19 protein-coding genes and 2 pseudogenes are annotated in these 22788 nt (G+C 35.5%); 4 read left to right on the top strand and 17 right to left on the bottom strand.

What is annotated here, in order from left to right; all coding sequences use genetic code 11:
• Positions 1 to 161: 161 nt before the first annotated feature.
• Positions 162 to 722 carry a DUF1697 domain-containing protein gene (locus CWS01_RS15495; protein ID WP_101178094.1) on the bottom strand — a complete coding sequence of 187 codons (561 nt, stop codon included), beginning with the start codon at positions 720 to 722 and terminating at the stop codon, positions 162 to 164.
• A gap of 283 nt (positions 723 to 1005) precedes the next feature.
• Positions 1006 to 1287: a hypothetical protein gene (locus tag CWS01_RS15490; protein WP_101178093.1), complete on the bottom strand. Its 282-nt coding sequence runs from the start codon at positions 1285 to 1287 to the stop codon at positions 1006 to 1008.
• 206 nt (positions 1288 to 1493) lie between these two features.
• Here CWS01_RS15490 and CWS01_RS15485 point away from each other — a divergent pair, with 206 nt between their 5' ends.
• The 4 genes from CWS01_RS15485 (at position 1494) to CWS01_RS15470 (ending at position 5754) form a co-directional block, all read left to right on the top strand.
• The gene (locus tag CWS01_RS15485; protein ID WP_101178092.1) at positions 1494 to 2570 is read left to right on the top strand and encodes a LacI family DNA-binding transcriptional regulator; all 1077 of its coding nucleotides are present in this window, start codon (positions 1494 to 1496) and stop codon (positions 2568 to 2570) included.
• A 112-nt stretch (positions 2571 to 2682) separates the two neighbouring features.
• Positions 2683 to 3843 (top strand): Gfo/Idh/MocA family protein, encoded by a 1161-nt coding sequence (locus tag CWS01_RS15480; RefSeq protein ID WP_101178091.1) that lies wholly within the window; start codon positions 2683 to 2685, stop codon positions 3841 to 3843.
• A 55-nt stretch (positions 3844 to 3898) separates the two neighbouring features.
• Positions 3899 to 4633, top strand: coding sequence for a ThuA domain-containing protein (locus CWS01_RS15475; protein WP_101178090.1), 735 nt, complete (start codon positions 3899 to 3901; stop codon positions 4631 to 4633).
• Between the two features lie 23 nt (positions 4634 to 4656).
• A complete protein-coding gene (locus CWS01_RS15470) occupies positions 4657 to 5754 on the top strand; it encodes a Gfo/Idh/MocA family protein (RefSeq protein WP_193603786.1) in 1098 nt (365 codons plus the stop codon).
• Between the two features lie 444 nt (positions 5755 to 6198).
• On the opposite strand, the pseudogene CWS01_RS15465 reads toward CWS01_RS15470, so the two are convergent.
• The 15 genes and pseudogenes from CWS01_RS15465 to CWS01_RS15395 form a co-directional block, all read right to left on the bottom strand.
• Positions 6199 to 6276: pseudogene (locus CWS01_RS15465) on the bottom strand (30S ribosomal protein S14); the annotation flags it as partial.
• A 120-nt stretch (positions 6277 to 6396) separates the two neighbouring features.
• A complete protein-coding gene (locus CWS01_RS15460) occupies positions 6397 to 7524 on the bottom strand; it encodes an RNA-guided endonuclease InsQ/TnpB family protein (RefSeq protein ID WP_235852086.1) in 1128 nt (375 codons plus the stop codon).
• Positions 7521 to 7919: pseudogene (gene tnpA / locus CWS01_RS15455) on the bottom strand (IS200/IS605 family transposase). Before tnpA ends, CWS01_RS15460 begins: the two are co-directional and overlap by 4 nt.
• A gap of 225 nt (positions 7920 to 8144) precedes the next feature.
• Positions 8145 to 9944 (bottom strand): group II intron reverse transcriptase/maturase, encoded by a 1800-nt coding sequence (ltrA, locus tag CWS01_RS15450; RefSeq protein ID WP_101178088.1) that lies wholly within the window; start codon positions 9942 to 9944, stop codon positions 8145 to 8147.
• Between the two features lie 665 nt (positions 9945 to 10609).
• On the bottom strand, positions 10610 to 10921 hold the full coding sequence (locus CWS01_RS15445) for a helix-turn-helix domain-containing protein (protein WP_157827675.1): 312 nt from the start codon (positions 10919 to 10921) through the stop codon (positions 10610 to 10612).
• 198 nt (positions 10922 to 11119) lie between these two features.
• A complete protein-coding gene (gene rpmG, locus CWS01_RS15440; RefSeq protein WP_101178087.1) occupies positions 11120 to 11269 on the bottom strand; it encodes a 50S ribosomal protein L33 in 150 nt (49 codons plus the stop codon).
• Between the two features lie 34 nt (positions 11270 to 11303).
• The gene (locus CWS01_RS15435) at positions 11304 to 12488 is read right to left on the bottom strand and encodes a GTP-binding protein (protein WP_101178086.1); all 1185 of its coding nucleotides are present in this window, start codon (positions 12486 to 12488) and stop codon (positions 11304 to 11306) included.
• A 179-nt stretch (positions 12489 to 12667) separates the two neighbouring features.
• Positions 12668 to 13990 carry an MATE family efflux transporter gene (locus CWS01_RS15430; protein ID WP_101178085.1) on the bottom strand — a complete coding sequence of 441 codons (1323 nt, stop codon included), beginning with the start codon at positions 13988 to 13990 and terminating at the stop codon, positions 12668 to 12670.
• A 9-nt stretch (positions 13991 to 13999) separates the two neighbouring features.
• Positions 14000 to 14761 (bottom strand): ABC transporter ATP-binding protein, encoded by a 762-nt coding sequence (locus tag CWS01_RS15425; protein ID WP_101178084.1) that lies wholly within the window; start codon positions 14759 to 14761, stop codon positions 14000 to 14002.
• A 1-nt stretch (position 14762) separates the two neighbouring features.
• The gene (locus tag CWS01_RS15420; RefSeq protein ID WP_101178083.1) at positions 14763 to 15569 is read right to left on the bottom strand and encodes an ABC transporter ATP-binding protein; all 807 of its coding nucleotides are present in this window, start codon (positions 15567 to 15569) and stop codon (positions 14763 to 14765) included.
• A 2-nt stretch (positions 15570 to 15571) separates the two neighbouring features.
• Positions 15572 to 16393, bottom strand: coding sequence for a nickel transporter permease (gene nikC / locus CWS01_RS15415; RefSeq protein ID WP_407938573.1), 822 nt, complete (start codon positions 16391 to 16393; stop codon positions 15572 to 15574).
• Entirely contained in the window at positions 16390 to 17337 is a 948-nt protein-coding gene (gene nikB / locus CWS01_RS15410; protein ID WP_101178082.1) for a nickel ABC transporter permease, read from the bottom strand. The genes nikC and nikB overlap by 4 nt, the downstream gene beginning before the upstream one ends.
• Positions 17337 to 18866 (bottom strand): nickel ABC transporter substrate-binding protein, encoded by a 1530-nt coding sequence (nikA, locus tag CWS01_RS15405; RefSeq protein ID WP_101178081.1) that lies wholly within the window; start codon positions 18864 to 18866, stop codon positions 17337 to 17339. The genes nikB and nikA overlap by 1 nt, the downstream gene beginning before the upstream one ends.
• 351 nt (positions 18867 to 19217) lie before the next feature.
• Entirely contained in the window at positions 19218 to 20549 is a 1332-nt protein-coding gene (locus tag CWS01_RS15400; RefSeq protein ID WP_101178080.1) for a glycoside hydrolase family 30 protein, read from the bottom strand.
• A gap of 51 nt (positions 20550 to 20600) precedes the next feature.
• A complete protein-coding gene (locus CWS01_RS15395) occupies positions 20601 to 22622 on the bottom strand; it encodes a beta-galactosidase (RefSeq protein ID WP_101178079.1) in 2022 nt (673 codons plus the stop codon).
• Positions 22623 to 22788 lie beyond the last annotated feature (166 nt).

Below are 22788 nucleotides of genomic sequence, written 5' to 3'. Positions count from 1 at the left end.
AATGCTATTATCTATTTTAATAAGAGCTTCCCACATTTGCAAGCTTTATTTTGCTATTATTCTTCTCTAACCATAAAGCAGCAGCGCCTATTCTAACTCTCTTGATGATTAGAGAAGTTTTTTCGTCTTATGAAGCTAAGCCATCCATGATAGCATAACACTCAACTTTGCATTTCTTTTGCCATACTCGCCAGTTTATTCAGCGTTTTCCAGTTGCGAACTGTTGCCGAAACACTTAATTTTGATAAACTATTCCCCAGTTTAGAATTACGAATACTATCGTAAAACAAAAGATAGATATCTTGTCCAGAAATATGGTATCTTTCTCTATCACTTTTATATGTATCTAATCTTTTTATGTCTTCTTCCAATAACGTATCAGTACAAAGTGCCACATACTGACTTTCTGCTGTTGAAGCCCCTTTTGCCGCTATAATCCACTTTTCTGGAAATGGGCAATGATTTATGATTTCTTCTAATTCATCAACAGTTCTTAATACTACCGTGCACGAAAATCCATAGTCTATCTCTATTTTGTGCTCTATCCTTTTCTGCAGGATTATTTTCTCTTCCATAGATTTAAATACTATATTGCCGCTTTGAATATATGTTTTCACATCTAATAATCCTATTTTCACAAGGCTTTCCCGCAATTCTGCCATTTTAATTTTATGATGCCCACCAACATTAATGCCTCTTATAAAAGCAATATAAATAGTCATGTCTTTTCCCCTTTTTTATACTATTTAGCAGAGATAACTATGCAAGCAGTATCGATTTCTAGTCAATTAATTATTATATTTTCATCATAACATGAAAAAAGGCTTCAGCTGAACCTGAAACCTTTTTTCTCTATTTATTCTCTTATTTTCTGTTAATCTCCTAGCTTATCCAATCAGGCTTTTCTTCAAATTTTGCAAATAGCGATAGCAAATGAGAAGGAAATACATCACTTGTGCAGCTAGAAGACCTACTAAAATAATAATCGCCCGTCTGTTTTTAGTGCTATATATTTAATAGAAAAAGAGGCACTCCTAGACCAATAATCCATAACATTGGAATGAGATTAACAATAATGGCAAGTTTCTTTTTTCGTTTTCTATAAATCCATGCAACTACGGAGCAAATAATAACAAATATTGGATAGACACCAATACCAAAAACAAATGCACTATTCGCCACACTAATTCCCTGGTCAAAACTCATAAAAGACATTCCAAATACAACAAGCCACGGCAGAAGACAAACTGCATATAAAATTTGAGTAATCACTAAATATGTTTTCATATTATTCCCCCTTTTGAAAAACAAGCAAGCTTTTCCATTGTACTAGATAACTTTCCTTTTTAATATATGCATCTATTCGTTTAATGATTGATTTATATATATACCGCAAACCTTTGATGTTTTTATTATTTTATCTTTTGTAGTACAAAATTAATATTCTATTTCTTGATACTTTGGCATTGACATTTTCCCAAAAAAAGGAGAAAATGAACGCGTGTACATATTCTGATAAGGAGGTGAATATTATAGCTAACAGAAAAGAGGTGGCAAAATTAGCCGGAGTTTCTGAAGCCACTGTTTCCCGCGTATTTAATAATTCTGGTCCTTTGCGTGAGGAAACAAAACGCAAAGTTTTACAGGCTGCAAAAGAGCTTAACTACCACCCAAATGCTATCGCTCAAAGCTTTGCCCGAGGAAAAAGCAATAATATTGGCGTGATTGTTCCTTATTTGCCAAAAGTTAATTTAATGTCCACTTATTATTTTTCAGAATTATTAAACGGAATCGGAACAAAACTTGGAGAATTTGGCTATGGCTTGCTCCTATTATTTCAGCAAGCTAATGAACCAAAAGATTATGTAAAGCTATTTCTGTCCCAGCGAGTAGATGGCTGCATCATCCTTGGCTCTAAAAATATTCCCGGTGAAGTGGCAGCATTAGAAAATCTTCATCAATTAAATTTGCCATATTGTCTGGTAAACCAATCTTTTTCTGGATATTCTTTTCATTCCATTGATGCAGATCATATAAATGGCAGTTTTCAAGCCGTATCCTCCCTTTTAAATAAAGGGCATAAACAGATTATTTTTTTAAACGGGCCGATGGAATATTCCAATAGTGTCGAACGATTAAAAGGATATGAAAAAGCGATAACTAAAGCAGGAATTCCATTAAATGAAAAACTGCTTTTCCAAGGAAATTATAGTCGAAAAAGCGGCTTTCAAGCAGCCATTCATATAGGACCCTTACTAGAAAATTGCCAAGCAATTTTCACTGCAAATGACCGAATGGCAATTGGTCTTATGCAAGGGCTAAGCTCACTCGGTTATCTGGCTGGTGATGATTACTCCTTAATTGGCTATGATGATTCAGATCTTTCAACTATGACATCTCCTCCACTTAGCACCGTTAACGTTCCACTTTTTGAAATGGGACAATTGGCAGCGGAAAAAGTTCTTCAATTAGCCTCAACAGATGACAAAACAGAGATACATGAATGCTTGCCAGTTTCTTTAATTGAACGAGCATCCTCATTAAATAAAATCAAGCGCTTCAAAGTATAAGCCGCCTATTATGCTAGTAAGAAAGCGGCCTATACCCTAGAATTGCAACTCTTAATATTTTACACAAGGAATATCCATTTCTATAAAACTTACAAAGAAATGAGGATAATCAATGAAAACTATTAAAGTTGGTATGATTGGCTACAAATTTATGGGAAAAGCACACAGTCATGCATATCGTGACATTCCTTTATTTTTCCCAAAAACTATTCATCCTGAAATGAAAATGATATGTGGCCGCAATAAAGATGGTGTTGCTTTGGCTTCAAAACAATTCGGCTGGGGAGAGTATACAACAGATTGGAAAAGCCTCCTCGAAAGAGACGATATTGATTTAATTGATATTAATGCTCCAAGTGATGCGCATAAAGAAATTGCCATTGCTGCAGCCCAAGCAGGAAAACATATTTTTTGCGAAAAACCATTAGCGCTTACATTAAAAGATTCGAGAGAAATGCTGGAAATCGTAGAAAAGGCTGGCGTTAAGCATATGGTTGGATTTAATTATCGTTTTGCTCCCGCCGTAATGCTGGCAAAAAAGCTCCTCGATGAAGGAAAATTGGGAGATATCTATCATTTCCGTGCATGGTTTTTACAGGATTGGCTAGTTGATCCAAACTTTCCCCTAGCTTGGAGACTTCAGAAAGAAATTGCCGGTTCAGGTTCTCATGGCGATTTAGGTGCACATCTTATTGACTTAGCTCACTATCTAATTGGGGATATGACAGAAGTAATTGGATTAAACGAGACATTTATAAAAGAACGACCAGTTTCTACTAATATGACAGGCTTATCTGCAATGGGCAGTGTGTCAGGAGAAAAAAGTAAAGTTACCGTTGATGATGCGACACTATTTTTAGCGAAATTTGACAATGGTGCATTAGGAAGTTTTGAAGCTACTCGTTTCGCTTCTGGCCATCGTTGCACAAATTCCTTTGAAATCAATGGCAGTAAAGGTAGCGTAATTTTTGACTTTGAACGAATGAATGAACTGCAAGTGTATTTTACAGATGACAGAGACGACGTCCAAGGATTCCGGCGTGTATTAGCGACAGACCCAACTCATGCCTATGCGGAAAACTGGTGGCCACCAGGACACACAATCGGTTATGAACATACATTCATCCATGAAATGGTTGAACTTATGGAAGCTTTTCGCGAAGATCGAGAGCCTGTTCCTAATTTCCGGGATGGAGTAAAATGCCAACAAGTTTTGGAAGCGGTTGATTTATCGATTGAGAAACGGCAATGGATTACTATTTCTGATATCTGAAATAAAAAAGGATTCTTCGACTATTGACTAAATTCTAATAAGGAGTGCTGTACAAATGAAAAAAAATGCACTAATCGTTTGGGGAGGATGGGATGGCCATCAGCCAGAGCAAGTGGCAGAAATTTTCAAAGGAATTTTGAAAGAGGAAAACTTCCAAGTGGAGGTATCCAATTCACTAGATTCCTATAGCGATCTAGAGAAATTAAAGACATTAGATTTAATTGTTCCACATTGGACAATGGGAGAAATCGAAAAAAAATACGTACTAAATATTTCGGAAGCTGTAATGAATGGTGTCGGTTTAGCTGGATGTCATGGGGGCATGTGTGATTCTTTCCGAAACAATGTGGACTGGCAATTTATCACAGGAGGAAACTGGGTAGCACACCCTGGAAATGATGGAGTGGAATATATGGTGAACATCAAATATTCCTCTAGTCCATTATTAGAAGGCTTCACTGATTTTAAAGTAACAAGCGAACAATATTATCTTCATTTTGATCCAGCGATTGAAGTGCTGGCAACAACAAGATTTCCAGTAGTAGATGGTCCTCATGCAGCAAATAAAGCAGTTGATATGCCAGTCGTATGGACCAAACGCTGGGGTCAAGGAAATGTCTTCTATAATTCATTAGGGCATCAAGCTGATATTGTGGCAATGCCCGAGGTTTCTCTCATTATGCGCCGGGGATTTTTATGGGCGGCGGAAGGAAAAAAACGAGCAAAAAGTATAACAGCATCAAACGATAAAAGTGCACGTTTATATACTGGCATGGGCGATAGCCAATAATTGACTAAACGGAGGGTTTTATAATGGAAAAGCTTAAAGTTGGAATCATTGGATGTGGATTTATTAGCTCTATTTACATGCAAAATTGTCGAAAGTTCGATAATCTTGAACTGGTTGCCTGTGCAGATCTTGATGTAGAGCGGGCACAATCTCAAGCGAAAAAATATAATATTCCTAAAGCTTGTACCGTTGATGAACTGCTTTGTGATCCTGACATACAATTAATCATCAATTTGACCATTCCAAAAGCCCATGCCGCTGTTTGCATCCAAGCACTAGAAGCGGGCAAACATGTTTATACAGAAAAGCCCCTCGCTGTAACACGTGAGGAAGGAAAAAAAATTATCGACACAGCTAAAAAACACAATCTCCTTGTTGGCAGTGCGCCTGACACATTTTTAGGCGCTGGCATCCAAACTGCTATTCAGCTGATTGAACAAGGTGAAATTGGTATTCCAATTGGGGCTTCTGCCTTTATGATTAACCGGGGCCATGAACATTGGCATCCAGATCCAGCCTTCTATTATACAGAAGGCGGAGGACCAATGTTTGATATGGGGCCATACTATTTAACCGCATTGGTGTCATTATTAGGACCAATAAAACGGTTAGCTGGATCTACATGCATCAGCTACCCAGAAAGAATTGTGCTAAGCGAACCAAAAGCAGGCACAAAAATTGATGTTTCTACACCCACCCATATTTCAGGCACCATTGATTTCGCAAGTGGCGCAATCGCAACCATCACAACAAGTTTTGATGCATTTGGCGGCACCACCCTTCCTCCCATTGAAATTTATGGAAGCAAAGGGACACTTCTAGTTCCCGATCCAAATACTTTTGGCGGTCCTGTACACATCAGAAAAGTGGATGAAAAAGAATTTACAGACGTTCCGCTAGCCTTTAGCCATTCAGAAAACAGCCGTGGGCTAGGCGTTTCCGATATGGTGCAGTCTATCCTAACTGGAGAAAAACATCGCGCCAATGGAGAACTTGCCTATCATGTTTTAGAAGCCATGCACGGTTTCCATGAGTCCTCGGAAAATGGTGTCTACTATAAGATGAAAAGCACTTGTGAACGTCCTGAACCAATAACCATTAAACAACAAGCAAATCGCTAATTATTTGTTCATTATAAATGGAGTTACTGCTGTCTTAGTTAAGAAGCGTTTGGAAATTGGATTTAATATTCAAACGCTTTTTACCTTTTTATCAACTTTTTGTAAGCAATCTATATCTATCGTTAACTTAATTAAAACAACAACTTAATTTTCGGGAAATTCCCAATAAACTGGTATATTTTTCATTGTAATCTTTCCTTTATTTTTTCTTATGATACAAACACAAAAGTCCATTTTTTGTTGAATCCGTATAGTCTATCCATCTGATTCGATTGCTTTTTTCTATTATCATCCTATCAATTTCGGCCTGTGCTTCATCCATTGCCGCTTTAATAAAAATTGAACTAAAATTGGATTTATTTTCTTCATTTATTAGTCCATCCGCCTTATCTTAAAGTTTCAGCCGCCAAATTTTTCATCTGACGGCTTTCTCATATAGATTTATTATCTGCTTGCCTTTTTAACTCCAGGAATTTGTCCTTTATGTGCGTATTCTCTAAAAGCAATACGGGACATTGTGAACTACTCCCACCACTTACCACCCTTAAGGGTCGCTTGAAGTGGGGGTTTCTCGACTTATCGTTACTTATAAGCTAACGAAAACGGACCGAGCTAACCCTCCTGTTCCATGAGTTTTTGTTTCTATACTAATGCTAATAAGCATAATCCTTCATTTTTGATATTGATGGCCGAATTATAGTCTCGATCTGCCACATAACCGCAAGAACATTCATATGTACGTTCAGATAGTGCCATAGGCTTTTCTGCACCACAGCAAGAACATTTTTTAGTGGAAGGGAACCACTTATCAATTTTTACTAGTTGCTTCCCTTGTTCTCTTAATTTGTAATCTAAAAAAGTAGTGAACATGCCCCAACCATTGTCATGAATGCTTTTGCCGAAGTGAAGGGTTTGAGACATACCTTTCATGTTCAAGTCTTCTATTACTACAGCGTCAAAGTTGTAAGCTAATTCTTTTGACTTGTGGTGAAGAAAATTCATGCGTTGATTAGCTACTTTTTCATGCAACTTAGCAATGACTATCCGTTGCTTATTCCAACGAGCAGAACCCTTCTTTCGTTTAGATAGAATACGTTGTGCTTTAGCTAGTTTTTCTGACATTACACGATAGTAACGAGGATAATTGGCTTTCTTATTCTCGCTACTCACATATAATTCAGACATAGCAAAATCTAACCCAACAACTTGTTCTATTGCTGTGGACTGTATGAATTTTTTATATTCTGTTAGTACAGACACATAGTATTTACCTGACTTTGTTTTGGAGATTGTACAAGATTTTAACTTGTAATTCTTAGGGATTTTCCTATGCTGTTTGATTTTTATTAATTTTAGTTTAAGTAACTTGATATGACCGTCTTGCAATTCGATATTTCCGCTCACTCGATTAGTTGTATAAGACTGATTCGACTTACGGTTTTTGAACGTTGGAAATTCAGCATTGCCTTCAAAGAAGTTTTTATAAGCATGTTGCAGATTGATCTGTGCTTTGGCTAAAGCTAATGAATCCACTTCTTTTAGGAATGGAAATTCATCTTTATATTTTGCTGGGGTCGGAAATTTTTGTTCTTTAGGTTTTTCTTTATCATCTTTGAACTTTTCATAAGTGTCCTTACGTTCTGCTAGCATTTTGTTGTAGACAAAACGCACACAACCGAAAGTTTTAGCAAATAATACTTCCTGTTTTTTGTTTGGTAGCAAACGAAATTTGAAGGCTTTATTTTGCTTAGTCCTATCAATCCACCTCACTTTTGACCTTGATTTTCAATATATTTTTTTATGGTATCTATTGGAGCACCGCCTGTTGTTAATAGGCAAAAACTTCTTTACCAAAACATTTCTTTCCAAAGTTTTTTTCTAATGGGTGGAAAGTCCCTTTTTATCAATTGTGAACTAGCACTCTTATAAGCGTTGATAAATTTTGATAATTCAGAGTTAGGATGTGCTTTGAATAGGATATGGACATGATCCTTGTCGTGATTCCATTCCACTAAAGAGATGTTATATTTGCTTCCAATCTCAACAAACATCTCTTTTGCGAAATGAGATATTTTAGTGTCAAAAACTTCTCTCCGGTACTTTACAACCAGTACAGGATGATAGTACATTAAGAAAACTGAATGGTTATTACTATCTAATTTCATTGATATATCAACCCTCTTTTCTATCTGAGACTGAACAGGGATCTTTTTTGATTTAAAATATGGATATTTATTCTGTTTTTTATAATATCTGTCGAAAGAATCCGCTAATTTTTCAACAAATTTCTGCAATAGCAATAGGTAAGACTTTGATGTTATCTCTATCTTTTCCCCTGCTCCACACCCAACGTGCGACTTTCACCGCATTGGGCGTTCCATCTTAATCTTTTAGACTAAAGCAACCAAATTACAAACTTTACGAAATTGGTTAAGTTTCTTCAATTGTTTACCGTCCAATTGAAGGGTTTCCTTATATCGTTCAATCGTCTTTTCATCTGTAGCATGAATTAATCTGTGAACATTTGCGTGAACTATAACAAGGTTTCTGAATTCGTCTGTACCACCCATATATTTAGGTAGTTTATGATGACAATGTAATTCGTTAGCTGTTAAAAATTCGCCTGTTACCGCACATTTGCCTAATTGCATTGAATATCTAGAGATTCTGTTGTCTCCATATTCTAAGTTATCATTGTCATAGGATGTTTGTAACATCTTATTGATTTCTAAAGCAATGTCACCTTTTAGATTCTTATGAAGTTTCTGCCTGCCTTCTCTAGTATAGTCGCAAATGTCTTGATTATAATTCATAGCATTTTTAGTCTTAATATCAGCCAAAGGAAATAGGTGTGTTCCCATGATTTCAAATGTTTTGTAATTATTTTTGTAAAATTTCTTATATGTTTCAGTTGGCTTAATTGGTATTCCATATTTTCCGATTGATTTTAGACGATTATACAGGGTTCGAGAGAGACGGTAAGCTATTTGAGCAAAATCAACACTTACATGTGTGGCTATCTTGTAGTAGTTTTGTATACCAAGAACGAAAGCGTTATAATGGTTAATGGTCTTAGCTGTGCGATTCTTTTGGATTCTCCGAATTAGTTCTCTTGCCTTTTCAAGAGTTTTGTTCAGCTTTTTATCCGCAATATGTGTGTTGGTTACATATTTATTATGCTTTTTTACGGCTTTGAGCGTAAATCCTAGGAATTCAGACTTTCTTCTTCTTAAATTTGTTATAGTGGATTTCTCAGTTGATATATCAAGGTTTAATTGGTTTTTAAGATATCCTTTTACTGCATGAAATATCTTAATAGCTGACTTGTGGGAGTTGGTGAAAAGCTTAAAGTCATCTGCATATCTCACTATGAACATTTCTTTAAGATTTTTTTTCTTTAATGCTCTGTATTTATTGACTTGGGTATATGGATGTCTTGATTTTATGTTTTCCCATTGGTTAGCTATCCACCAGTCTAAATCGTTTAAAACTATGTTTGACAGTAGAGGGGATAGGATTCCTCCTTGCGGAGTGCCTTTAGTTGGGATTCCTATTCCTTGTATTGGTGCTTTGAGCATTTTGGATACAATAGACAGAACTCTTTTGTCCGTAATGCCTATGTTATACATTTGTTTTAGAAGTTTAGAATGGTTTACATTGTCAAAGAAACCTTGTATATCTATGTCTACTACATAATGATATGTTGATTGATTCATTAAAAATTGGCATCTAGCCATTGCATGATGGGTTGACCTATTTGGTCTAAATCCATATGAATGGTTGTAGAATTTTGCTTCACAAATAGGTTCCAATACTTGTTTAAACATCTGTTGAATTAATCTATCTCGCATAGTGGGTATACCTAACGGACGTTTCTTTCCATTTGGCTTTGGTATTTCAACCCTTCTAACTGTCTGAGGTTTGTAATTATCTAGTGCTCTTCTTATTTTTTCGATAAATTCATCAACATTTTCTATTTTGTATTGGTCAATTGTGATACCGTCTGTTCCTTCTGTTTTTGAGCCTGTGTTAGTTTTAATATTTCTGTAAGCTAACAGAATGTTATTTTTGGATATAATATGTTCGTATAAATTTTGACCTTTAATAGAATTATTTTTACTTCTTTCATAAAGATCGTCAAATGTATCTTGCATATTATAATATTCCGCATGTCGTAATGCCGTACTCACCGATGGATTATTTCTCCTTTCATAAGAAAAGTCCCATCATCTTACTCGACCCTGTGAGTTTCATTTAGTTGATTTAGTTTTCAAAGAACAAGACTTGGGACTATCCCTCCACGTTCATTACACGCTTCATTGGTACTGTGTCCCTACTTTCACAAGAATAAAGTCATTTCGGTTTCACCTTATAGACACCATCCCGATAGTAGTCGTTTGATTAGATGTTTCTTGCTTACAACGTTCCGATTAACCTAGCTTTGCATATATCTTTAGGTGCTTACTTTGAGCCTGTTAACTTTATATCCTCATTGTCGGATATTCCGAATTTCATATCGCCTAATCTTACTTTTCGGTAGTTAACCCTGCATTTGCAGTTTATACCTTTCGAGTATAATTAGTATCTAGACCCGTACATTCGCAAGTTCGTCAGTCCTAAAGGACATTCTCACCATGGATACTTTATAGCACCCCGACCTATCATAGACCATATTCCAGAAAGAACTTAGGTCTATTTCAGCCGACTTTACCTAGCTTCATACATGTTCAGGCTACTACCATCCTATGCATGTAGGAGTATCAGATAACTCGTTTCAGCTCAACGTGACGACTTTCATTCCGAGTTTCGGTCAATCAGTTGTAATTGCGTTTTCAGCAATCCTCCTATTTCGTGTTTATGCACTTATAAGGAAACGTTTCACACAAGCAATACTATCGACTTCCTTCAAAAAGGAATAATACTTTTTGAGTTCTGGAATTGCCTTTACTGTTTCGTACTTATTTAAACAGTTACCCTTCCAGTTATTCGCTGGAAGCTGACCGTTTTGTACCATTTCTTTCACCATGTACCAATAAGTATCTGTGATTTGCTGTTTTCCCAAGAAGAAGTTAAACACAAACCTAGAACAACCTATTGTTTTATTGATCCGTTCCATTTGCTTTTTAGTTGGAAAGATACGAAACTTGAATGCCTTGTTTATCCGCAATGTATTTCAATCCCCTTCCACAAAACGAACATTTGTTCTGAATATATCATAGAAGGGAAGTTTTGGCTATTGCCAACCAAAATTCATCTCCAACTACTCATTTGGCTACGCCCTTCCCATTCCTTGAGGCGGAAGTCTTCTGTCGGGGAAAACAAAACGTAATTTTTACGATTTAAATAATAAGAAAAAACTCTTTCCCTATTTAGTTTCTCTGTGCAATGTACGTTTTTTTAAACGTGGGCAATATTTCATCAGCTCGATGCGATCAGGATTATTTCGTTTATTTTTTGTCGTAATATAATTTCTATCTCCTGTTTCTGTACATGCCAACGTAATGGTTACTCTCATGGTTATTCCTCCTAATAATATGATATGTTATTGACTATATGGTAAATACAGGAAATAGGTCTATGGATTTGGACCAATCCTTTGTCATTTCTCTATCCGTAAGCAAACAGGCATCTAATTCTTTTTCTATTTGCTTTTGATCCATTTCGATGCCAATCATCACTAGTTCTGTCATACGCTCTCCGTATACAGGATGCCAGCGAGTTAATAGTTCTCGATCTTCTTCTAGGATTTGTTTTTGTTCCGCTTCAGGATAAGTCGCTATCCATTTTCCAATTGCCTGAATAGTTAATGAGGGGCCAGCTTGTGACAGTAATCCAGTAATATCCTTTCTAGTAGCCAGCCAAACAAATCCTTTTGCCCGCACCACTTCCACTGGCCATGCTTCTATCCATTTCATCCATCTTACAGGATGAAATGGCTTATGGATGCGGTAGATAAAAGATGCCATCCCATACTCCCCTGTTTCTGGAACATGTTCTTTATTTAATTCTTTTAGCCATCCTGCACTTTGGCTGGAAGTTTCAAAATCAAATAGTCCTGTATTTAAAATTTGATTGAGAGGCACTTGAGCATATTCACTTTCTATTAACTTAGCGTCTGGATTCAGCTTTTGCAAAACAGCTTTTAATTCGCAAAGCTTGCTCTTAGAAACTAAATCTGACTTGTTTAAAAGAATAACATTCGCAAATTCAATCTGATCAATTAATAGATCAGCTATTTCCCTTTTATCCAAATCATCAATAGCCTGTTTTCGGTCAAGCAGGCTTTCACCAGAAGCATAATCATGCCAAAATCGATTAGCGTCTAACACTGCCACCATCGTATCTAGCCGGCAGAATTGAGATAAATCAATTCCCACAATTTCATCCACATATGTAAATGTTTGAGCAACTGAAATAGGTTCACTGATGCCGCTTGATTCTATCACGATATAATCAATATCACCGAGACTTGCCAATTTTTCTACTTCAATAAGCAAATCCTCCCTAAGTGTGCAGCAGATGCAGCCATTTTGCATTTCCACTAATTTTTCATCTGTTTTAGCAAATCCTCCTTGCTTAACTAAGGATGCATCAATATTAACCTCGCTCATATCATTGACTATAACCGCCATTTTTAGATTATTGCGATTAGCTAAAAGACGATTCAAAAGGGTTGTTTTTCCAGAACCGAGATAGCCGCTCAGCACAGCAACTGGTATCTTTTCTCTTCTCAATAATTTCACTCCTTATTATCAAAACCACCATAAACGATAAATTCGCAAATATAAATCGTAATTATTACGATTTGATAATTCCATATTATAATAAAAGCAAAAAAAATTGCAATCTTTTTTTGCAACAATGACTAGGTTAATGAATTTCTCAACCAAATTCATTAACCTAGTCATCTATTTCATTCTGCTTTCTTAAATACTAATTTTTCCCTTAATTTTGGCATATACCGCCATAACAGAAGAGACCGGCACAAACTAAACACAATAAATGAGAACCACAAACCATGGTTGCCCCAATAATGGGTCGATGGAAAAAGTACAAGAAAAAATATCAATATAGATCCAATCATCGAGTTCCTGACCAAACCTGCTTCTGTAGCACCTGTAAATATCCCGTAAAATACAAGGCCAAAGCAGGAGCAAATCGGGAATAAGACAAGCCAATATTCATATTCCTTACTAATCGTTATCACATCTTTTACGATTGTAAAAAGAGGAATGATATTTTCTTTAAACAAGAAAAAAAGAAGGGAAATGGCGATAGAAAAAAGAATCGACCATTGATAAGATTTCTTTACAGTATTTTCATATAACTGTCTATTTCCTTGTCCTACTGCTTTACCCGTTAATATGCTGGAGGCATTTGCTAAACCATCATAAAAATAAGCCATTATATAATGAATTTGGATAAGAATGGCATTAGCTGCTAATATTTCTGTTCCATAAGCAGCACCTTTTGCCGTAAAAATATTAAATACTAATAATAAACAAATAGTGCGAATAAATAAATCCCGATTAACAATCATCATTTTCTTTAAAGGAGCTTTATCTAGCAGTTCTTTCCCTAAAATAGTTAAATGGAAATCTATTCGAAGCTTATCGTTTTTAGATAAAAAATAAATACCTGCCAAAAAAGCGGTCATTTCAGCAATTAAGGTGGCAACTGCTACTCCTTTCACCCCAAATCCCCAAAAAATAACAAACAAATATGCTAGAATGATATTAATTATATTCATCATAATTTGGATAAAAACTGTTTTTTTAATATGAGACATGCCAAGAAGCCAGCCAAGAACAACATAGTTCATCAGTGTAAAAGGAGCACCCCAAATGCGTATAGAAAAATATTCGGCACTTACTGCTTTGACTTCCCCCTTTACCCCCAAAAAAACTTGCGCAAAATATAAAACGGCATCTTGAAACAAGATAAAAAGCAAACCCACTAACAGAGCAATAATCATGGGACGAAATAATGCCATAGCACTTTTCAAATCATCTTCTGCCCCATTTGCCTGTGCTGCAAATCCAGATGTACTGACGCGCAAGAATCCAAATAGCCAGTACATCGTATTAAAAATTACCGTTCCTACAGCAACGCCGCCAATATAGGCAGGATTTGGAATTTGGCCAACTACAGCTGTATCTACAGCACCAAGAAGAGGAACCGTAATGGTTGAAATAATAAGTGGGATAGCGAGAGATAAATAATACTTATTTGTCATATTTTTCTCCTAATCTTCAAAAACAGAAATTAATTCTTTTGTATAAGTGTTTCTACTATTTAATAATAAATCTTCTTTATCAAATGAATCAACTATGCTGCCCTCTTTCATCACCATTATCTGCTGACTAATCATATGTACGGCAGCTAAATCATGTGAAATAAATAAATAAGATAATTCTAACTCTTTTCGAAGCTGTTCAAATAATGTTAAAAGCATGTTTTGGGAAAAAACATCTAAACTTGCAGTAGGTTCATCTAATACTAATAAAACAGGTTCAATGCTGATGGCACGAGCAATAGCCACTCTCTGTTTTTGTCCGCCGCTTAACTCATGTGGATAGGATTCAGCCGTTTTTGTCGGGAGATTCACCAACTCTAATAAATCTCGAATAAACTGATTTTGATTTTGATAGTTTAAGTGCCTGAGATTAAGCTGTGACTCAAATTGTCTAAATGGATCAATTAAACTTTCCTTTATCTTAAGCTTAGGATTTAGAGAACTAGCTGGATTTTGAAAAACCGCTTGTATATGCCTTCTTAATGGCCTTTTGTCGCTCTGATGATTAAATGGTTGATGAAGCAGCAATATTTCTCCACTATCTATGCTTTCCATTCCCAATATGCATTTTGACAGCGTACTTTTTCCGCAGCCACTTTCTCCTACTAATCCCATACATGTTCCTTTTTTTATTTCAAAACTAATGTCCTTTAACACAGATTTTTTATTTTTATAGCTTTTATTTATATTTTTTACTTTTAATACATCCATACTAATGAACGACCTCCACATTTTCTAATGCTAATGCTTGATCCGATATGGTTGGTATAGCCGATAAAAGTTGTACTGTATAAGGGTGTTTAGGTGCATCCATTATTTCTTTTTTAGTATTGCTCTCAACAATTACGCCTTCTTTCATTACAGAGATATAATCTGCATACTTCCTGACAAGTCTTAAATCATGTGTAATAAAAAGAACGGCACACTTTGTCTCCTCTCTCATTTTTTGTATTAGCTCTAAAATATGCTTTGAAGTCACACTATCTAGGGCCGTTGTCGGTTCATCGGCAATCAATAGTTTAGGCTTTAAAAGCATAGCTAAAGCAATAGCTGCACGTTGAAGCTGCCCTCCGCTCATCTGAAAAGAATAGCTTTTATATACTCTTTCTCCTTCAAGATTTACAGCCTCCATTGCTGAAATGGCCATTGCTATCCTTTTTGGTTTACTTAAGGAAAGATGTGTTTTGATATATTCATCAAAATGCTTGCCGATTGTATAAAAGGGCGTAAAAGAACTAGTATAATCTTGGAATATATAAGAAATGTCCCTTCCTCTAATTTTTCTCCTCTCTTTTTTTGAAAAATCAAATAACGATTGGCTATTTAAAGAAATACTCCCTGAAAAGGAGAACTGCTTCGATAACAATTGACCAATCGCAAAAGCAGTTAAGCTTTTTCCACTTCCACTTTGTCCAATAAGGGCATACCATTCTCCTTCTTCTATTTCGAATGAAACTGATTGTACTAATGTTTCAGATTTATGATGAATGGATAAATCTTTAATCAATAAAACAGACATTTCTACCCCTCTCTTTTCACATCATATTTATCACGCAAATAATCTCCCACTAAATTAGAAAATAGGACAACAGTGATTATTGCTATACCTGGAAATATCATTAATAAACTATTAGATTGAAAGTTTGCCTTTGCCTCATTTAACATAGCACCCCATTCCGGTGTTGGCGGCTGTGCACCTAATCCAATATAAGAAAGAGCTGATAACAATAAAATAATTTTTCCTAAATCCAAACTTGCTAAAACAAATACATTTCCCATCACATGTGGGAACAAATGCTTTTTCATTATTTGGAAAGAATTTAATCCATTTAGTTTCGCTTGCATCACATATTCCTTTTGCTTTTCCAAAATGACTGTACTGCGGACTAGCCGTGCATAGCTTACCCACTTGACCAGTACAACAGCTATTAATAAATTGATGAAGTTCGGTCCTAATAATCCGCTTAAAATAATGGCAATAATTGTATCAGGAAATGATAAAAAAGCATCTGCTATCCGCATAAAAAAACGATCTATTTTCCCTCCAATAAAACCAGCAATAATTCCAACTGGAATACCTATGATTAAAGCACCTATTAGTGCTAGCCCACTATAGCCAACCGTATAAATAGATCCAAGTAAAATTCTTGTCAGCATATCTCTGCCAAGATGGTCTGTACCAAATGGGTGAACAAAACTTGGTTTTAACATTTTTTCCTTAAAGTTAACAAGATTCGGATCATGATTTAGACATATACAATATATAATAAGGAAAATAATTCCCAAACCTATCAATACCAACGAAATTATTTTTATTTTTTGAGAATTGTCTATACTATTCACGCTTGTTTATCCTCTCCTTTCAAGCGAACTTCTGGATTTAAGTAACGGTAGGATAAATCCACAAGGGTATTAATAACAAAAATAGTAATTGCCATAAATAAAATATATCCTTGAATAATCGGATAATCTCTTGAGGTAATACTTGAAACAACCAATTTTCCAATTCCAGGATAGGTAAATAACACTTCAATTACTACGATACCGCCAATCAAACTTCCTAAACTTACCCCAAACACGGTAATGACTGGGGTTAAACTATGCCTAAACGCATGTGCAAAAAATATTCTCGTTTCTGATAATCCCCTTGAACGGGCTGCCTTTATAAAATCCTGTCCCATCGTTTCAAGTAAACTCGATCGTATTAAGCGAACATATACAGAAGCCATAGCAATTCCTAAAGTTAAAGAGGGCAATATAATGGAAGTGAAACCTTCTCTCCCCATCGTTGGAAAAATATGCAGCTTTACGGCAAATACATCAATAAACATCAAGCCTAGCCAAAAACTTGGAACAGCAGAACCAATTAAAGAAATGGGCCTGCTTAATTGATCAATCCAACTATCTTTATAAAGTGCAGACAATGATCCTAATGGAACAGCAATACATGACATCACTAGCAATGATGCCACTGTCAGCTCAAGGGTCGCAGGCAGCCGAGAAAAAAGAATATCTACTACAGGTTCGTTTGTTATATAGGAATTTCCTAAATCAAACTGAAAAAAGTTAGTCAGCCACTTCCAATACTGCATTAGAATTGGCTGATTAAACCCTAGTTCTGTTCGCAATTCTTCCATTTGCTGTGTATTAACCGCAATATCATCTACACGAAGAATCGATTTTACCGGATCACCAGGAGTAAGCTTAATTAAGAGGAAGCTAATAAATGAGAGAATAATAAAAAATATCATTATTTCTAACAGTCGCGTTCCAACTAATCTTAGCATTATTTCACATCCAATTTATTTGTTACCATATAATATTCACTTTTCGTTGTTGTCCAATTTTGTACTTTCTTTCCGTTATAAGCAACAATGGTATGGGGATGTACCATAAAGAAATGCAAATATTCCTTATCAATTATAGTGGTGATGTCTTTTGCAAGTTCATCCCGTTTTCCTGCATCTACTGTCTGATTAAGAACGGCTAATTTTGCATTTAATTCTTTATTATCTACACTTCCATAATTCAAAGCACCAGTTTTAGAATAAGTAGCATTTAGAAAATAGCCAGCATCTCCTCTTGGAGCGGTTAAACTGCTATATGTTGCTAAATCCCAATCTTTATTAGTGCTCATATACTCGTCAATATTTTCTACCTGTTGAATCTCAATAGTTACACCAATTTGTTTTGCATTAGACTGCAGCAATTGTGCAATCATCGGCAGCTCAGGTCGTGCTTGATAAGTCAATAATTTAAAGGTTAATGGCTTGCTATCTTTTTTCATCACACCATTTTCCATTCTATATCCCGCTTTTTCTAGCTGCTTTTTCGCCTCTTCTAAGCTATATGTTCTTTCTCCTTGATCATCTGAAAAAGAAAATGTAGCTAAGAATGGTCCCTTTGCCGCTTCAGCTTGTCCTTCAAGAATAGAATGAACGATTTCTTCTCTGTCTATTAAACTATCTAGCGCCTTTCTAACAGAAAGATTTTGTAATGATTTTTGTTTAAAATTCATCGTAAGTTGATGTGTACGCAAGCTTGGAACAGATTCTACAACCATTCCGTCAATCGCTTTTAATTCTTCTAAACTTTCAACTGGCGGCCTATACGTTATATCTGCCTGCCCTGATTGTAAAGCTAAAAACCGAGCATTTGCATCTTCATTAAAAGAAAAAGTCGCTTTATCCAGTTTAGCAGCGCCATCCCAGTAATCTGCATATTTTATTAGCTGAATAGAACTTCCTGAAGTAAATGAATCTACTTTAAATGGTCCAGTTCCAATAGGTTTATTCACATAATTTTTTTCATCCACATCTATTATGGATGTGTTTGGATGAGCTAATTCTGAAGGAAACTCTGGAAATGGTTTTTCTGTTATAATTGTTAAAATATTTCCTTCCGCTTTTAAAGAAGCTATTTTTAACGCACCTTTCACTGCTTCATTGTTCTTAATTGCCCGTTCTAGCGATTTTTTTACTGCTTCTGCATCTACTTTTTTGCCATTTTGAAATGTTACATTATCATTTATTGTAAAAGTCCAATGCTTTCCGTCTTCACTCTTCCACTCTTTTGCTATCCATGGCTCTATTTTCAACTCTTTATCATTCATTTTTACGAGTGTTTCGGTGATGCCTGCTCTAACTGCTGCATATGTAGTATCTATATTGGGATCTAATGTATTTGTCGCAAAATTAAATAATAGCGTAAGTTCCTTTTCTGCTGTCTTTGTTTGCTTTTCCTCATTATTGCTAGAACAACCTGCTATCACTGCAATAATTAATAAAAGCAGGGATAAATATATAATTTTTTTCATTGTTTCCTCCTATTTCAAATAATAATGATTTCGTTTTAACTTTCTATATTGTAGTAGAATTCATTCTATTTGTAAATAGTAATCATTACGTTTTATTCTTTTTATTTATTCATACTCTTGGTTTTTCGGATAGGTTCCATGAGTAAATTTATTGTTAAAACAGGTGGATTAGCGGGACAGGCGAGACCCCCCGAGGAGGTTCACCGACCGCCCCACGGAAAGCGAGCATTCCTTCACTGCAATCAACTTACTCCTTTAAAAGCAATAAAGTTTACGAAAACATCCTATTTAAAAAATAATACAAAAAGCACCCAACTAAGAGTGCTTTATAATATACAAGGAAACGATTACTTATTCTATTATAATCGTATTAAAAGATTCAGGCTCTAATATCGTCTTATATAAAAGATCATTTGCTTTTATACAAAGTTCCCGATGCTCTTTAAAAGGATTGGCAATAACAATGACCTCAGATCCATTTTGATTTTGAAAAGCTAAAGCATTTCCTGTCCAATGTCCGTGCGTATCTATTCTTACAGCACCTGGAACAATATAATGAGAAAAATGCTTCATTACATAATATTCTGGATTATAGATTACTTCTTTCGTTTCTGGATCTGCTGTAATCATGGAATTTTGCTCCCATCCCCATGTACTGCGGCCAAATGGCTCTAGTGCCATATTCCAATATATATAAGAATTTGCACCATTTATAAAATAATGGCGATATAAATTAAATACATATTGTGCATATTCCCATGAGTTTTTTCCATCTCCGCATTCATTTTCTGTCTGCATATACTTAAGTTCTGGATAGCTTTGCACTGTTTGCTGAATAGCATATTTGCCCGCCCATTGATAACCTACACCTTTAATATATTTGTAAGCTTCTGAATCGCTTAGCACGGTGTTTGCCATTTGATCATAATCCGAAGCTGATTTTTGAAATAAGTGATTTACTATTCCATTAATTGTGCCTAGCCAGATTTCTGTATCAAGTCCGTGCTTTTCAAAAGCAGGTCCTAAATAATCGCGAATAAATTCTTGAAGCTCTTCACCTGACCATACACAAGAAGGAAATTTCTGATCTGCAACCACTTCATTTTGCACATGGATTTGATGGATTGTAATGCCCTCTTGTTTATATGCCTCGACAAATTTAACAAAATAAAGCGCATATGCCTCTAAAACTTTCTTTTCCCACCGCAATTTCCCATAATTATATGCTTTAGGAGTTTTCATCCAAGTCGGCGGGCTCCATGGGGAAGCAAATAGTTTTATCTCTGGATTGCGTTTTAACGCTTCTTTTATATATGGAATTAAGTATTTATGATCTCTTTCAATAGAAAAATACTCCATCTCATAATCTTCATCTACTTCATTAAGACTATACCATTCTAGCGCATAATCACTTGCCCCAATCGGCAGTCTGCAAATATTAAATTTGCAGTCACCATTAGGCAAAAACAAATCATCCAGTACTTTTTCTTTTTCTTTTTCTGGCAAGTTTTCAAGCGCTGTATAGCCAAGTTCATTAAAACAGCCGCCAAATCCTTCGATAATGCGATGTTTTTGGTCTGTTAAGGATAGGTTAGGAACTCCCTTTTCTATTTGATCCAACTTAGTTTTTACCCAATTTTTTTGCCTTGTTGTTGAAATACATTGAATTTTCTTTTTATTCATATCCCCTAGATTCCTCCAATAAGCCAAATATTTTTTTACATAAAGATGTAACTAATCTATTTGTTTTTCCGCTTCTTTTATAATAAGTACTTCCCATGGATCGATATCCAATTTCTCCTCCGCTTTAATCGGCTTTTCTGTTAATAATTCAAGTCCTTCTTTATATGGATAGTTAAAGGCAATTTGCTCCTCAGAATAATTAAAATAATATCGAATTTTTTCCCCCATTTGATTTATGCCTGATTTTGTAATCAAAGGAAAGGCCAATTCTTGATCTTTTCCCCATAAACCCGCCTTTTGTACAGCATGTTCCAATATTTTTTTCATGATGGCAGAACTAGGAATACATCCAATATATATCGCTTTTCCTTCTCCATATTGATTTTCCGTAATCGCTGCATATTTCCCCCAATGTGGGTGGTCATAATAAGCGAGAACTTCTGCGGTTAGGGGTGTTATTAGCTCCATCCATGTTTCAATATAGTTATTCTCTTTCCCTACTTGAAATGGATCATCTGCCAATGAAACATTTTTCGGTTCTACAAACATATTGTAATAGATCCCACAAGCCTCATGAATAATACCAGGCTGATGGGTAGTCCTTACTTTTACAAATTCATCCGTAAACCCGCTTTTAAATGTGTAAACAATATGTCCTCCATTTTTAACAAACTTATTTAACTGATTTAAAAGATTATCAGAAGCAGCATATAAAGCTGGTACAATCAATAAGTTATATTGATCAAAATTTTCACTTGATGGATGCACCATATCACATTCTATATTCATTTTATACAGCTCGTCATACATCATCCGAACAATATCATTATAGTTTTTTGTACTAGTTGCATTAAACTTAAACCAATCAATGGCGGTTAATGCTTCGTTGCTGATGAGAAAAGCAACTTTATTTTTTTTCTTGAGATTAACAAGTTGTGAAGAGAGCCTTCTGAAATCACTGCCTATTGTTTTTGCCTCATTATAAACAGGATTCGGCTCAAAATCATGGCTTAATAATCCCTTCCAATACGTCTCAAATGAATTATGAATAGAATGCCAATGCCAGTATGCCACCATATTTGCTCCTGAAGCAAGATGAGAAAAGGCCTGCAATCGAAGCTGTCCAGGATAAGGAACCCAATTGGTAAAGGCTTGAGCTTCTGTTTCCATTACTAAATAATTCCCACTTTTTGTAGAACGAGCCACATCTCCGCCAAAAGAAATTTCAATACCTGTTAAATCATCTTGAGAAGGATGATAGATATCAACACCTGTAATATCTAATGACTTTGCTGCTTTAAAATGGTCAACTCTCGGCTGAACACCGTAAGAGTACCCCCTCCATTCAAAATCAAAGTTTTGCGTAACAAATTGGCCCGAATGTTTGTACTCATTTACAATGGATACTTGCCAAGCAAGAAAATTTGTAACTAGCTGTCTTTGAAACTTAGAAAATTCTGAACCTAAACTGCCATTGATTGTACCTACTACAGATGGAAAATCTTCCCAACTATTAATACGATTGCTCCAATAATCCAATCCAAACAATTTATTTACATTATCTAGTGTTTTGAATTTTTCTCTCATATATTTAACAAATAATAGCTGCACATTAGAACCTGATGTATCATAATGTTTTGTTTCATTATCCACTTGATACCCGATTACAGCAGGGTGATCCTTCACATGTCCAATTAATTTCCGGATAATCCGTTCAGCAAAAAAGAGGTAGGTAGGATTCGTTATATCCATAATCTGTCTTGCTCCATATTTGCCAGAACCTTTTGGGGTCGTTGCCAAAACATCTGGATGCTCTTTCACCATCCATGTAGGAACAGCATATGTAGGTGTTCCTACAATAACTTTAATATCTGCTTTATGCATAGCATCTAATACTCTATCCACTGAAGTAAAATCAAACACTCCGTTTTGAGGCTCATGAGTACTCCACGTCGATTCGGCAATTCGAACTACATTAATGCCAGCATCTTTCATCATCTGGATATCTTTTTCTAAACGATCATATGGCATATATTCATCATAATACGCTACCCCGTACAATAATTGTTTCATACATCTATCCCTTCCTTTTTACTTATCAGCTATTTTTGTACCATTGCCTATTATTTCTGTCTTTAAATAGCATTTTGCTCCTTTGATTTCAAATTGCCTTGAAGAGAAATAGAGAATCAAAGCAAGAAAGATTTGGAACAGGGCATTTATTCCCCTATATAAATTA

Origin of the sequence: Niallia nealsonii (genome assembly GCF_002835805.1) — a bacterium.
Lineage (GTDB): Bacteria > Bacillota > Bacilli > Bacillales > Cytobacillaceae > Niallia > Niallia nealsonii.
Note: the sequence above shows the minus strand (reverse complement) of the source record. Positions and strands in the feature narration are given on the sequence as shown.